The sequence below is a fragment of the Pseudoalteromonas sp. P1-13-1a genome (assembly GCF_001401875.1).
GTDB lineage: Bacteria > Pseudomonadota > Gammaproteobacteria > Enterobacterales > Alteromonadaceae > Pseudoalteromonas.
Window position 1 is genome coordinate 1 of record NZ_LKDV01000051.1, and the last position, 13,791, is coordinate 13,791.

General features: G+C 41.2%; 13 protein-coding genes. 9 read left to right on the forward strand and 4 right to left on the reverse strand.

Going from position 1 to position 13,791, the window contains the following annotated elements; genetic code table 11:
* Nucleotides 1-417 precede the first annotated feature (417 nt).
* From AN391_RS19125 to rph, 3 genes are read right to left on the reverse strand one after another with little or no spacing between them, the layout of a single operon-like run.
* Nucleotides 418-798, reverse strand: a complete 381-nt coding sequence (locus tag AN391_RS19125) for a diacylglycerol kinase (RefSeq protein ID WP_055016861.1) — start codon at nt 796-798, stop codon at nt 418-420.
* A gap of 57 nt (nt 799-855) precedes the next feature.
* Nucleotides 856-1,500 carry an orotate phosphoribosyltransferase gene (gene pyrE, locus AN391_RS19130; RefSeq protein WP_004588247.1) on the reverse strand — a complete coding sequence of 215 codons (645 nt, stop codon included), beginning with the start codon at nt 1,498-1,500 and terminating at the stop codon, nt 856-858.
* Nucleotides 1,501-1,512: 12 nt separating this feature from the next.
* On the reverse strand, nt 1,513-2,226 hold the full coding sequence (gene rph, locus AN391_RS19135) for a ribonuclease PH (RefSeq protein WP_055016862.1): 714 nt from the start codon (nt 2,224-2,226) through the stop codon (nt 1,513-1,515).
* Nucleotides 2,227-2,389: 163 nt separating this feature from the next.
* On the opposite strand from rph, the gene AN391_RS19140 reads away from it, so the two are divergent.
* The 6 genes from AN391_RS19140 (at nt 2,390) to AN391_RS19165 (ending at nt 8,773) form a co-directional block, all read left to right on the forward strand.
* On the forward strand, nt 2,390-3,250 hold the full coding sequence (locus AN391_RS19140; protein ID WP_055016863.1) for a YicC/YloC family endoribonuclease: 861 nt from the start codon (nt 2,390-2,392) through the stop codon (nt 3,248-3,250).
* Between the two features lie 115 nt (nt 3,251-3,365).
* Nucleotides 3,366-3,986 (forward strand): guanylate kinase, encoded by a 621-nt coding sequence (gene gmk, locus AN391_RS19145; protein WP_055016864.1) that lies wholly within the window; start codon nt 3,366-3,368, stop codon nt 3,984-3,986.
* Nucleotides 3,987-4,100: 114 nt separating this feature from the next.
* Nucleotides 4,101-4,376, forward strand: a complete 276-nt coding sequence (gene rpoZ / locus AN391_RS19150) for a DNA-directed RNA polymerase subunit omega (protein WP_004588253.1) — start codon at nt 4,101-4,103, stop codon at nt 4,374-4,376.
* Nucleotides 4,377-4,503: 127 nt separating this feature from the next.
* A complete protein-coding gene (gene spoT, locus AN391_RS19155; protein ID WP_004588254.1) occupies nt 4,504-6,609 on the forward strand; it encodes a bifunctional GTP diphosphokinase/guanosine-3',5'-bis pyrophosphate 3'-pyrophosphohydrolase in 2,106 nt (701 codons plus the stop codon).
* A gap of 12 nt (nt 6,610-6,621) precedes the next feature.
* Entirely contained in the window at nt 6,622-7,014 is a 393-nt protein-coding gene (locus tag AN391_RS19160) for a RidA family protein (protein ID WP_004588255.1), read from the forward strand.
* Between the two features lie 151 nt (nt 7,015-7,165).
* A complete protein-coding gene (locus AN391_RS19165) occupies nt 7,166-8,773 on the forward strand; it encodes a DUF342 domain-containing protein (RefSeq protein WP_055016865.1) in 1,608 nt (535 codons plus the stop codon).
* 24 nt (nt 8,774-8,797) lie between these two features.
* Here AN391_RS19165 and asnA read toward each other — a convergent pair whose 3' ends face one another.
* On the reverse strand, nt 8,798-9,793 hold the full coding sequence (asnA, locus tag AN391_RS19170; protein WP_055016866.1) for an aspartate--ammonia ligase: 996 nt from the start codon (nt 9,791-9,793) through the stop codon (nt 8,798-8,800).
* A 196-nt stretch (nt 9,794-9,989) separates the two neighbouring features.
* On the opposite strand from asnA, the gene asnC reads away from it, so the two are divergent.
* The 3 genes from asnC to recG are packed head-to-tail and all read left to right on the forward strand — an operon-like array spanning nt 9,990 to nt 13,317.
* Nucleotides 9,990-10,448, forward strand: coding sequence for a transcriptional regulator AsnC (gene asnC, locus AN391_RS19175; RefSeq protein ID WP_004588258.1), 459 nt, complete (start codon nt 9,990-9,992; stop codon nt 10,446-10,448).
* Nucleotides 10,449-10,488: 40 nt separating this feature from the next.
* Complete coding sequence (gene trmH / locus AN391_RS19180) at nt 10,489-11,175, forward strand: tRNA (guanosine(18)-2'-O)-methyltransferase TrmH (protein ID WP_055016867.1); 687 nt, start codon at nt 10,489-10,491, stop codon at nt 11,173-11,175.
* A 60-nt stretch (nt 11,176-11,235) separates the two neighbouring features.
* Nucleotides 11,236-13,317 carry an ATP-dependent DNA helicase RecG gene (gene recG / locus AN391_RS19185; RefSeq protein ID WP_055016868.1) on the forward strand — a complete coding sequence of 694 codons (2,082 nt, stop codon included), beginning with the start codon at nt 11,236-11,238 and terminating at the stop codon, nt 13,315-13,317.
* The last annotated feature ends 474 nt before the right edge of the window (nt 13,318-13,791 follow it).

Consider the following 13,791-nt stretch of genomic DNA (forward strand, 5'->3'; position numbering starts at 1 on the left):
CTCACTACCGAAGTAGCTTGGCTGTTAGAACTCAATCTGTACGAGTGCCCACACAGATGATTGCTTTATATTGTTAAAGAACGTTGCGATTAAAGCCTATTGCTTTATCTCGCTAGGGCTGCGCATGTTACGCTTTCCTATTTTTTTGTCAACACTTAATTTTGTTAAACTTTAAAGTTTTTAAAACGAAGTTTTACTCGACTCACTGATTAGCTCGTTCATCGCTATGCGTTGCGCTCTGCCGTCTCAGTGGGGTCGCATTATAGGGAGATCCAAAAACAGATCAACCCTTTTTTTAAGAAAACTTGAAATAAATGACTGTTCGCTGCGTATTTGAGCTAAATACGCTAAAAACACAACATAACTAGCAATTTATTAACATTTAAGCTGTATTAATTGGTTTATACGGTAGGTTTACTAAAATAACTTTAAATACAAACTAGCGCCCCACACGATCGTAAGGATCATTAATGAGAGTGTTACCGCTGCAGATCCCATATCTTTTGCACGCCCCGATAATACATGGCGCTCAGTGCTAACGCGATCAGTGAGCGCTTCTATTGCTGAATTAAGTAGCTCTACAATCAATATGATCAGTAATGTACTTACTAACAAAGCCCAATGTAATACCGATGTAGCTAGCCAAAAAGAAATGGGTAGCAAAATAATGCTAAGTAGCAACTCTTGCCTAAAAGCCGCTTCTTCTATAAAGGCCGCTTTAAAACCAAGGTACGAACAATAGGTCGCTTTAAATATGCGCTTTATACCAAGGCCATTAGGTTTAAATACATCTTTCATTATTAGCTCTATGATTTGTGGTCAAAATAAAGCCCCGCAATTGCGAGGCTTTTTTAATTAAGCAATACCGTATTGATCTCGGTATGCTTTAACTGATGCTAAATGCTCGTCCATTGTACCTTGGCTCTCAAGGTAGCTAATAAGATCAGCTAATTTTACAATAGAGATCACTTTGGTATTAAAGTCGCGCTCAACTTCTTGAATAGCTGAAAGCTCAGCTTTACCTTTTTCTTGGCGATCGAGTGCTATTAGTACACCACTTAGGTCTGCGCCGTTATCGGCAATGATTTCCATTGATTCACGAATCGCAGTACCTGCGGTGATCACATCATCCACCAGCATAATTTTGCCCGTTAATGCAGAGCCTACTAATGTACCACCCTCACCATGTGCTTTTTTCTCTTTGCGGTTAAAGCAATAAGGTACATCTTTATCATGGTGATCTGCCAGCGCTACTGCGGTAGTGGTTGCAATAGGAATACCTTTATAAGCTGGGCCAAATAAAACGTCGTATTCTATTGCGGCGTCTTCAAGGGCTGATGCATAAAAACGACCCAAACGTGCTAAATCACGTCCTGTATTAAAAAGGCCAGCATTAAAAAAGTATGGGCTTGTACGACCTGATTTAAGGGTAAATTCACCAAATTTTAAAACCTGCTTTTCTAAAGCAAATTCAATAAACTCTTTTTGATAATCTTTCATTGGGGTACTCGCTTATGCTAACGCTTGTTTTTGTACGTCGATGATTTCACGAATCGAATGCTTAGCTAATGTAAGTAGCTCATCTAATTCGTCGAACGAGAATGGTTCACCCTCTGCGGTACCCTGCACTTCAATAATTTTGCCTGTTTCAGTTAAAATTACATTCATATCGGTTTCGGCTTCAGAATCTTCAAGGTATTCTAAATCAGTAATTGGCTGGCCTTTATAAATACCTACCGAAATAGCAGCAATCATGTGCTTAAGTGGGTTTGAGTTGATCATCCCTTTAGCGCGCATGTGGGTAAGTGCATCAACTAAAGCAACACAGGCACCGCTTATAGAAGCTGTACGTGTTCCGCCGTCGGCTTGAATTACGTCACAGTCAATTGTAATGGTGTTTTCGCCAAGCGCTTTTAAATCTACTGCAGCTCTTAATGCACGAGCGATTAAACGTTGAATTTCCATTGTACGACCGCCTTGCTTACCACGCGAAGCTTCACGTGCATTACGCGTATGTGTTGAGCGCGGTAACATACCATATTCAGCGTTGATCCAACCTTTACCTTGACCTTTCATAAAACGTGGCACACCTGCTTCAACCGTTGCAGTACAAAGTACTTTGGTATTACCAAACTCAACAAGTACTGAGCCTTCTGCGTGTAATGTGTAATTACGGGTAAATGATACCGGTCTAATTTGGTTAGGTGTTCTTTCGCTTGGACGCATTGACGATCCCCTTAATTCTGAATTTGCGACATTATAAGTGCATGTGCGGGTAGATGCCATGCTGATTGTAAAATATTCAGCGTAATAAATTTTCTCTAGAGGTTAAGCAGTGTTACGGTATAATCATCGCAATATTGTATTAATAAATTTTAGGAACTTATCCATGATCCACAGTATGACTGCTTATGCGCGTCGCGAAATTAAAGGCGATTGGGGCACTGGCACCTGGGAAATTCGTTCAGTAAACCAGCGCTACCTTGAAACGTTTATTCGCGCACCAGAGCAATTTCGTGGTATGGAGCCGGTAATTCGTGAGCGTTTACGTAAAAATTTGCAACGCGGCAAAGTTGAAGTATTTTTAAAGTTTGTTGCAAACCCTGCTCACGTGGGTGAGCTATCAATTAATGAGTCACTTGCTGAGCAACTAATAAATAGTGCTAAATGGGTGCAGCAACAAAGCAATGGTGATATTAACCCTGTTGATATACTGCGCTGGCCTGGCGTAATGGAAGCACAAGAGCTCGATTTAGATACTGTAAATAAAGCACTTATAGCGGGCTTTGACCAAGTAGTTGAAGATTTTAAATCAGCCCGTAGCGATGAAGGCGCAAATTTAGAAGAAATGATTGCCACTCGCCTTAATGCCATACTTGAGCAAGTTACCGTAGTAGAAAGTCACTTACCAGAAATAGCAAAGTGGCAGCGTGAAAAGCTTAATCAAAAGCTTGAAGACTTAAAAACTGATATTGACGAATCTCGTCTAGAGCAAGAACTTATTTACCTAGCGCAAAAGCAAGATGTTGCCGAAGAACTAGACCGCTTAAAATCGCACGTTAAAGAAACTAAAAAAATTCTTAATAAAGGTGGTGCATGTGGCCGCCGTTTAGATTTTATGATGCAAGAGTTTAACCGCGAAGCAAACACCCTAGCCTCTAAGTCTATTAATAGTGATATTACTAATGCGGCCGTGGAGCTAAAAGTGCTTATTGAGCAGATGAGAGAGCAAATTCAAAATATAGAGTAATCGTACTTGTGTGCTACTTACTTGAGCACAATTAGCTAAATAAAGTACAATAGCGTAATTAAAGGCTTGGATTATTGATTTAGTCCAAGCCTGTTTATTTTAAGTAGAGAAAAACATGGCTCAAACTCGCGGAAACTTATTTATTCTATCGGCGCCTTCTGGCGCGGGTAAATCTAGCTTAATCACGGCGTTATTAAAAAAACATGCAGATATGAAAGTATCGGTATCGCATACCACTCGAAGCCCTCGTCCCGGTGAAGAAAATGCGGTGCATTATCACTTTGTAAGTGCGGATGAATTTAAATCATTAATTGCCAAAGATGATTTTTTTGAATGGGCGCAAGTATTTGATAATTACTACGGTACTTCAAAGCAGGCTATTGAGTCGCAGTTAAATGCAGGTATTGATGTATTTTTAGATATTGACTGGCAAGGTGCGCAGCAAGTGCGCGAAATTATGCCAAGCGTACAAACAATTTTTATATTGCCCCCTTCTAAAGCAGAGCTTGAACAGCGCTTAAATAACCGAGGCCAAGATTCTGCCGAAGTCATCGCAGGGCGTATGGCCAAAGCGCAATCAGAAACATCGCACTACAATGAATATGATTATGTTGTGGTTAACGATGATTTTGAAACCGCCCTTAGCAATATTGAAACGATCGTGTTAGCGCAGCGCTTAACGCTAAAAGCCCAAGCTAGTCGTCATCACGATTTAATTACAAACTTACTTAAATAAGCCATTTATGCCCTTTACAGGGAAAACTGGTAAAAATTAACCACTGGCTATTGGCGAAACAAGCTGCTTGCAGTAAACTACGCCTTTGCTTTTAAATTATTTTGGAGTGCTGAGATGGCTCGCGTAACAGTTGAAGATGCAGTAGATGCAATTGGTAATCGTTTTGACTTAATTTTAGTTGCGGCTCGTCGTGCCCGCCAAATTGCTGTTGGTGGTAAAGACCCACTAGTAGACGCTGAAAATGACAAACCAACCGTTATCGCTCTGCGTGAAATCGAAAAAGGTTTAGTTGACAGTTCATCAATGGACGTTATTGACCGTGAAGAACAACAACACCAAGAAGCAGCTGAATTAGCTGCGGTTGCTGCTATTGTTGGCGGTAATCAATAATCAACCACCCGGTTTGATTTAGTCAACGGCTCAGTATTTCTACTCTAGCCGTTGGCAATCCCCTCTTTTCATCGTATATTCTATTACTTACCGTTACTTATTGCTTCACAAGAACATTGGAGTGTGAATGTATCTTTTTGAAGGTCTTAAAAAGAAAATATCTGAATACTTGCCTGCTGCTGAAGTAGAGCTAGTGCAAAAAGCCTACGTGGTAGCCCGAGAGGCTCACGAGGGGCAAACTCGCTCAAGCGGCGAGCCGTACATTACTCACCCTGTTGAAGTAACCCAAATTCTTGCTGGCATGCACCTTGACCATGAAACACTTATGGCCGCGTTAATGCATGACGTTATTGAAGATACCGACTTTAGCCAGCAAGACTTAGCCGAAATATTTGGTGATACGGTTGCCGAACTTGTTGAAGGAGTAAGTAAGCTCGATAAGCTCAGCTTTAAAGACAAAAAAGAATTCCAAGCTGAAAACTACCGAAAGATGATCATGGCTATGACCCAAGACATTCGGGTTATTTTAATTAAACTGGCCGATCGTACTCACAATATGCGTACATTAGGGGCTCTGCGCCCTGATAAGCGCCGTCGTATTGCCCGTGAAACACTTGAAATTTACGCACCTATTGCAAACCGTTTAGGTATTCACGATATTAAAAATGAGCTAGAAGATTTAGGTTTTCAGGCTTTATACCCTATGCGCCATCGCGCACTTAAATCTGAAGTGGCAAAAGCGCGAGGCAATCGCAAAGAAGTTATTTCTAACATTCAAACCGAAATAGAAGCACGCCTTGAAGAATCGGGAATTAAAGCTACGGTTTCTGGGCGCGAAAAACACCTTTATAGCATTTATAAAAAAATGCTGAATAAAGAGCTGCTTTTTAATGAGGTAATGGATATTTACGCCTTTAGAATAAACGTAGATGCAATGGATACCTGCTATCGCGTGTTAGGTGTTGCACATAACCTGTATAAACCTATCGAAACGCGCTTTAAAGATTATATTGCCGTACCTAAAACAAATGGTTATCAGTCTTTGCATACCTCATTAGTGGGCCCACACGGTATTCCGGTAGAGATCCAAGTACGTACCCACGATATGGATCATATGGCCGATAAAGGGGTTGCTGCGCACTGGATGTATAAAAAAGCCGGTGATGGTGCAGGTAATACCGCGCAGCAACGTGCTCGCCAATGGATGCAAAGCTTGCTAGAGCTTCAACAAAGTGCCGGCTCATCATTCGAATTTGTCGAGAACGTTAAAACTGAGCTATTCCCAGAAGAAATATACGTATTTACCCCCGATGGCCGCATTGTAGAGCTACCAATGGGCGCTACCGCGGTTGATTTTGCTTACGCAGTGCATACTGATGTAGGTAATACTTGTGTAGGGGCAAGAGTAAACCGTAAACCTTACCCGCTAAGCAAAGCCTTAGATACTGGGCAAAGTGTGGAAATTATAACCAGCTCGGGAGCACACCCTAATGCAACATGGTTAAACTTTATAGTTACAGGTAAAGCCCGTTTAGGGATAAGAAACTACCTTAAGAGCCAACACCAAGAAGAAGCATTGTTATTAGGCCGCCGCTTACTCGATTCTGCCTTGGGTGAAAATAAGCTCGACAGCATCGCCGATGAAAACATAGCCCGCGTACTCGAAGAGCACGAACTATCTACAGTATTAGAATTACTGGTAGAAATAGGCGCAGGTAACTTAATGAGCGTATTAATCGCTAAACGCTTATTACAAGAAGAAAGCGACGACTTGTCAGATATTAGCAAACAAGCCAAAGCAACCATTATTGGTACCGAAGGCATGTTGGTTAATTATTCTAAGTGTTGCCGACCTGTACCTGGGGATGCCATCACTGCGCATATTAGCCAAGGTAAAGGGCTTACGGTTCATCGCCAAGAATGTAAAAATATTCGCGGCTGGGAAAACGAACGCTCAAAATACCTAGTTGTAAAATGGGATGACAATCCAGAAAAAGAATATATAGCTGCGCTACGAGTGGAAATAATTAACCACCAAGGGGCTTTGGCTAAACTCACAAATGTTGTTGCTACAACCCAAGCCAACATTGTTGAGATCACGACCGACGAAAAAGAAAGTAATTTATATGTGATAGACTTGGGCGTTACCGTTAAAAACCGCGTCCATGTTGCTAATATTATGCGCCGCATTCGCGTGATGCCTGATGTGCAAAGAGTCTATCGTAAAAAGTAAAATAGGAAACTCATGAATAAAGCATTTATTTCTACCGAAAAAGCACCTGCTGCTATCGGCACTTATAGCCAAGCGGTTAAAGTAGGTACTGCCGTTTATTTATCTGGACAAATTCCACTTGTCCCAGAAACAATGGAAATGGTTTCAGAAGACTTTAGCGAACAAACACATCAAGTATTTAAAAACATTACAGCGGTGTGCGAAGAAGCAGGCGGCAAAATCCAAGATCTTGTTAAAATTAATATCTACCTAACAGACTTATCTAACTTTGCCACTGTGAATGAAGTAATGAGCCAATATTTCAAGCAGCCTTATCCTGCACGTGCAGCACTAGGTGTACGTGCGCTTCCAAAAGGCGCACAAGTTGAAATTGATGGCATTATGGAACTTCCTTCAACTAACTAACAAATACAGAGCTATAAACCCCCTTTATAGCTCTATTTTCTTCAGCTCAGCTTTGTTTATCTCCCTTTCTTGACTCACATGAAAATATCTAGCACTCTGTAATCATGCAATAAAATCAATCTTAACTTTAGTAGTAGAAAAGGATTAACTAGTGTTTAAGCTTGCCAATAATGGGAACGTATTACTTGATGTAAGTAAACACGCTCCACCTAGCGCCGCTTTTATAATTGATGCACTTGAGAAGTCGACGTTTTGCGAATGCAAAATTGACCACGAGGCTATTGATAATTTTTTTAAAGCGCAAAATAATGAGCCAACCTTGGTTGTAGCAAGTAAACACGATGCATCGCTTGTGGTAACGTTAAGTGAAGATAAAATGCAAGCCATAGGCGAGCTTACTTTAGCCTATGGTGGTAAGGTACTTTCGTTAGAAGAGGGTAAAAAACAACTCATAAAAGCAGGGGTTGTACGTGGCTACAAACAAGCTTTTTTAGAGCAGCTTTTAGATAAACAATTTAACTTACCCCCTGGAACCGTAGCAAAAGGGATTCTAGCCAAGGGCCGTTTGCCAGCTGAGGGCACTGCAACAAAATTTGTCGCTATGGTAGAAACCCTCAAAGATCGCCTAAAAACACCTAAAATGATGGAAGATGGCAGTGTAGATATGCGCGACTTTGGTAAGCTTGCGAGCGTAGAGCCTGGTACTGTTCTGATTCGCCAACAACCTGCTACCCCCGGTAAAGAAGGGTTCACTGTAGTAGGTGACATACTACCCGCTAAACCTGGCGAAAATAAAAAGTTAGTAGCAGGCGAAGGCGCCGAAATATCAAAAACAAATCCGCTTGAGCTTGTTTCTACAACGGCGGGTGTTCCGGTAGAAATACCTAACGGTATGCGAGTTGATGATATTTTTACCATTTCTGATGTGGATGTTAAGAGCGGTCATATTGATTTTGAAGGCAGTGTTATTGTGACTAAAAACATTGACCCAGGTATGCGCGTAACGGCTAAAGGCGACATTACGGTTTTTGGCACAGTTGAATCTGGCGAATTATCGGCCGGCGGAAACATCACTGTAAAACAAGGCATTATTGGCCATCAAAAACTCGAAGATAAAACACTAACGTGCACTATAAAAAGTGACGGAGATGTTCATGTTTCTCATGCACAATATTGCTATATACAAGGCAAAAACATTTTTATAGACCGCCAAGCCAGCCATTGTACTATTAAAGCAAAACACTTATTACAAGTTGGCCAAACAGAGTTACCCAAAGGGAAAATTTTTGGTGGAGAGATTCTCGATGCAACTGTATTAATAGCTGGCGAAATAGGTAATGAATCAGGTGCTAAAATGGCAATTAATTTAGCCGCGTCAGGTGCTGAAATAACGGCCGACACAGATAACTGCTTTAAAGACTTAGCAAAAACAGATGAGCAGCTTGATACTCTTCAAGCAGCACTAGAAAAAGCAGATAAAGTAAAAGATATAGAAAAGAAAAATCTGCTCATTAAAAAAATTGGCGCAACACAGCAGCATTACTGCCAACAAGCAGAGCAGCTAGAAAAAAAGTTATCTAGCCTAGATCATGAACTACACGACCTACTTAGCGATGCAAACCTTGTTGTTAATACATCATTACACTCAGGGGTAGAGATCCATATTTTTGATAAAGTATTAAAAACTACCCGCAACTACCCGCCTTGCAATATAAACTTACAAAACAATAAAGTAGAAATAAACTTTAAAACACATTAGGGCGCATTTAGCGCCCTTTATAATTTACAGTAAGTCACTTACCGTATCGTACGTTTGCTTTGGCCATACACCTACTTGCACTTGTCCAATATGCTGCTTTTGCAGTAATAACATTGCTAAGCGCGATTGCCCTATGCCGCCGCCAATTGTTTGTGGAAATGCCTCTTCTAATAACGCTTTATGCCAATCAAAAGCGAGACGTTCTTCATCGCCTGTTATGCTCAATTGAGCTTTTAATACATCAGGGCTTACACGAATACCCATAGATGATATTTCAAAGGCATCTTCTAACACGGGGTTCCACACTAAAATATCGCCATTTAATCCTGTGTATCCGTCAACCGTTTGGGTAGACCAATCATCGTAATCTGGAGCGCGTACATCATGGATTTTGCCATCAGCTAACGCACCACCAATACCAATTAAAAATACCGCACCGTACTCTTGTGCAATGGCTTTTTCGCGTTGCTTTGCGCTAAAGTCGGGGTACATTTTGCGCAACTGCTCACTGTGAATAAAGGTAATTTCACTGGGTAAAAATGGCGCAATACCAAAGCTTTCACTTACAAACTGCTCTGTTTGCTTAATGCCAGTGTAAATGGCTTTAACTGTCTCTTGTAACGTAGAAAGCGTACGCTCAGTACGTTGGCAAATTACCTTCTCCCAGTCCCATTGATCAACATAAACAGAGTGTATTGGGCTTAATGAGTCTTCATCTGGGCGCAACGCTTTCATTTGCGTATAAATACCTTCACCTACAGAAAAGCCGTAAGTAGCGAGCGTTTTACGTTTCCATTTAGCAAGCGAATGAACAACTTCATAGCTGCTATCGGTAATTGCTTTTACGTTAACAGCAACTGCATTTTCGTGACCACTCAAGTTATCTTGTGTGCCATCACCTACTTTGGCCAAAATAGGAGCCTGAACTTCAACTAATCCGAGTTGCTGCTCTAATTGCTGTGAAAAAAACTGCTTAACTTTACTTATTTGCTGCTGTTGCTGCACATAGTGTGAACTCATAATAAATGGCCTCATTCCCAGTTATTGTTACTTGCTTATTAATGAAAAAACACCCTGCGGGCGCCTTTAATGAAGTTACTGTAACGATTTAAACTTTTAATTCAATAACCAATAATAAAAATAGCTTTAATATGCAAAATCGATTAATTTAAACGGTATGAAAATGAAGATTCACTAATTTAAGTAAGCAAAAATAATGGAAAATTATCAAATCGATAATCTCGATAAACAGATACTTCACGCTCTAATGGCCAACGCCCGCACAGCCTACGCTGAATTAGCCAAACGGTTTGCTGTAAGTGCCGGCACAATTCACGTGCGTGTGGAGAAAATGAAACAAGCAGGTATTATCACCGGCACCCAATTAAGCATTAGTACAAAGCAACTTGGTTACGATGTATGTTGCTTTATTGGTATTAACTTAAATAATGCACGCGACTACCCAGAAACACTAATTAAACTAGAAGCACTAGAAGAAGTAGTTGAAGCGTATTACACCACGGGTAACTACAGCATTTTTATCAAAGTTATGGCTAAATCTATAGACCACTTACAAGATGTATTGATTAATAAAATACAAGCGATAGAAGCAATTCAATCAACCGAAACCCTTATTTCATTGCAAAATCCAATTAGCCGCACAGTAATGCCTTAATAGATAAAATTACGTATAATTATCAAAAAAGAGGATCACCATGCAGCAAAATCGCTACCAACGAATAAAAGACGTACTATCTCGTCGCCAAACAGACTTAACGGTCTGTCTAGAAGACGTACACAAACATCATAATCTGTCAGCTATTGTAAGAAGTGCTGATGCAGTAGGTTGTCATCATGTACACGCGGTATGGCCAGAAAACCAAAAATGGCTGACCAATAATACCTCTGGCGGCAGTAAAAACTGGCTAGAAACACACCTTCATAAAAATATTGATGATGCTGCCACAATGATGCGAATGCACAACCCAGATGTACAAATATTAGCAACACACTTGAGCGAAGATGCAGTAGATTTTAGAGAAATAGATTACACAAAACCCACGGCTATAATTGTAGGCCAAGAAAAAACGGGCATTTCTGAGCAAGCATTAAAGCACGCAGATCAAAATATTATTATACCTATGCAAGGTATGGTGCAATCCCTAAATGTATCGGTAGCGGCTGCACTTATTTTATTTGAAGCACAACATCAACGAGAAAAGGCAGGGCTATATAAGCGCGATATGCTAAGTGAAGAGGTTAAACACCCTATGTATTTTGAAGGCTATCACCCAGTAATTGCAAAACAATGTAGATTAAAAAACCTACCTTACCCACCACTTGATGAAGAAGGCGAAATAGTCGCTAACGAGCAATTTTGGCACGCTTTAAAACATGCTTGATGCTTAGCAAACCTGTGAGTACACTTAACTTATTCACAAATAAACAGATTTGAGCCCACATTGCCTAAACCTAGCTTAAGCCAGTACCCTATTACAGAACTTAAAGGGGTCGGTCCAAAAATGGCCGAGCGCCTACAAAAGCTAGGTATAGCTACCGTGCAAGATATGCTCTTTCATTTGCCTTTACGCTATGAAGATCGTACCCGTATCTATGCTATTAACGATGTTACTTTACACAGCCACTGCACCGTTGAGGCAACAATAGAAACAAGCCAAGTGACCTTTGGCAAACGTCGCATGTTAGTTGTGCAAATAAACGATGGTACAGCTAGGCTTACTTTACGATTTTTTAATTTTACTGCTGCGCAAAAAAATGCGTTTATCAGTGGGAAAATAATTCGCTGTTTTGGTGAGATTAGACGCGGGCGCGTTGGGCTTGAAATGAGCCACCCAGAATACAGTATAAGCGATACACCCAATGAACAGCCAACAGCAACAACTCTCACACCGGTTTATTCAACAACCGAAGGGCTAAAGCAATTATCGATTAGGGGCTTAAGCGAGCAAGCAATAAACTTACTGCACAAGTACTCAGTAGAAGAACTTATTCCTGAAAAATGGCAACCTTCACATATGCAATTGCGTGATGCTTTACTGTTACTTCATCGTCCACCTAATGACGTAGATGTAACTTCACTTGAGCAAGGGACTCATCCAGCGCAGCAACGCTTAGTGTTTGAAGAGCTACTTGCACAAAACTTAAGCTTGTTAAAAGTACGCGAGCAAGGGCAGCAAGTAAGTGCAGTTACCCTAAGCCCTACAAATACATTAGAAAGTCAATTTTTAGCGCAACTCCCTTTTGCGCCGACCAAAGCACAGAATAGAGTAGTAGCCGAAATTAAAGGGGATTTACAGCACCCCTACCCCATGATGCGATTAGTACAAGGTGATGTAGGCTCAGGTAAAACACTGGTTGCAGCATTAAGTGCATTAACAGCAATAGCACAAGGTTTCCAAGCTGCACTAATGGCACCCACAGAAATTCTCTCCGAGCAACACGGGATAAATTTCAAGCAATGGTTTGAAAGCTTAGGAATTAACGTTGCATGGCTTGGTGGAAAAACTAAAGGCAAGGAGCGTACTAGTACACTTGAAAAAATAGCCTCAGGGGAAGCACAAATGATAGTGGGAACGCATGCCCTATTTCAAGACGAGGTAAAGTTCAATAATTTAGTATTGGTTATCATAGATGAACAACACCGCTTTGGTGTTCATCAACGCCTCTCACTCCGAGAAAAAGGAAAGTTTGGTAATTGTTACCCTCATCAGTTAGTCATGACTGCAACCCCCATTCCGCGTACATTGGCTATGACGGCCTATGCCGATTTAGAAACCTCCGTGATAGATGAGCTCCCTCCCGGTAGAACGCCAATTACCACTGTGGCCATTCCTGATACGCGCCGAGACGATATAATAAACCGTGTTAAGCTTGCCTGCAATGAACAAGGTAGGCAGGTTTATTGGGTGTGTACTCTCATTGACGAATCAGAAGTCCTACAATGCCAAGCAGCAGAAGATAGCGCATTACAATTAAAAGAGGCCTTGCCAGAACTTAATGTAGGACTTGTCCATGGCCGCATGAAAGCCACTGAGAAACAAGCCATTATGAGCGAGTTCAAAGCTGGCAATATTCACGTACTTGTTGCAACAACTGTAATAGAAGTCGGTGTAGACGTACCTAATGCCAGTTTAATTATCATAGAAAACCCTGAACGCTTAGGATTAGCACAATTACACCAATTACGCGGACGCGTAGGACGAGGGGCCACCGCTTCCCATTGCGTACTGTTGTATCACGCCCCTTTATCTCATACTGCTCAAAAGCGTTTAGGTGTATTAAGGGACAGTAATGATGGCTTTGTCATCGCAGAGCGCGATCTCGAAATACGTGGCCCAGGCGAAGTACTCGGCACTAAACAAACTGGCTTAGCCGAATTTAAAATAGCGGACCTTACTCGCGACAAACACACTCTTAATCAAGTAAGACCTATTGCACAGCAAATGCTAAAGCAAAATCCCGACCTTATAAACCCCTTAATTCATCGCTGGCTCGGCAATAAATCTAATTACGCTCAGGCTTAATTATCCTAAAACACTTACGATTTATCTTTAGCTTGTTTTACTAATGGTAAAAGACCTCCTAAGTCCCTGCGAAATAAGTATCTGATTATTACTCTATCCCTTGGTTTAGATAGGGGTGTATTGTGGGCGCATTTCATTATTATGCATACATAAAAAAGCCGCTTCATTTCTGAAGCGGCTTTCTCGTATTTGGAGCCTGGCGATATCGAGGAGCCGACAGCAGTGGAGAGCCACTAACAGATGCTGCCTATCATCGCTTAATGTGTTGGATAACTAAAACACTGTTCACAAAGAGGCGCTGCGCTTAAGAGACGCTCCGCTTTAGAGAAGAAAATGCGAATATTACTTTCCTTCAGACGTAAAAACCCATCACATTGCTGTAAAAGCTTTCTCGTATTTGGAGCCTTGTGATGTCGTGGTGCCCACAGAGGTAGTGAGCCACATAGCAAAGTACTCTTAATGTTTTTTTAATGG

What these genes read in the sequence shown, in the direction of transcription:
- rpoZ (WP_004588253.1), top strand. Translation starts at nt 4,101, where the DNA reads ATGGCTCGCGTAACAGTTGAAGATGCAGTAGATGCAATTGGTAATCGT.
- spoT (WP_004588254.1), top strand. Translation starts at nt 4,504, where the DNA reads ATGTATCTTTTTGAAGGTCTTAAAAAGAAAATATCTGAATACTTGCCT.
- AN391_RS19125 (WP_055016861.1), bottom strand. Translation starts at nt 798, where the DNA reads ATGAAAGATGTATTTAAACCTAATGGCCTTGGTATAAAGCGCATATTT.
- AN391_RS19140 (WP_055016863.1), top strand. Translation starts at nt 2,390, where the DNA reads ATGATCCACAGTATGACTGCTTATGCGCGTCGCGAAATTAAAGGCGAT.
- asnA (WP_055016866.1), bottom strand. Translation starts at nt 9,793, where the DNA reads ATGAGTTCACACTATGTGCAGCAACAGCAGCAAATAAGTAAAGTTAAG.
- AN391_RS19160 (WP_004588255.1), top strand. Translation starts at nt 6,622, where the DNA reads ATGAATAAAGCATTTATTTCTACCGAAAAAGCACCTGCTGCTATCGGC.
- rph (WP_055016862.1), bottom strand. Translation starts at nt 2,226, where the DNA reads ATGCGTCCAAGCGAAAGAACACCTAACCAAATTAGACCGGTATCATTT.
- asnC (WP_004588258.1), top strand. Translation starts at nt 9,990, where the DNA reads ATGGAAAATTATCAAATCGATAATCTCGATAAACAGATACTTCACGCT.
- trmH (WP_055016867.1), top strand. Translation starts at nt 10,489, where the DNA reads ATGCAGCAAAATCGCTACCAACGAATAAAAGACGTACTATCTCGTCGC.
- pyrE (WP_004588247.1), bottom strand. Translation starts at nt 1,500, where the DNA reads ATGAAAGATTATCAAAAAGAGTTTATTGAATTTGCTTTAGAAAAGCAG.
- gmk (WP_055016864.1), top strand. Translation starts at nt 3,366, where the DNA reads ATGGCTCAAACTCGCGGAAACTTATTTATTCTATCGGCGCCTTCTGGC.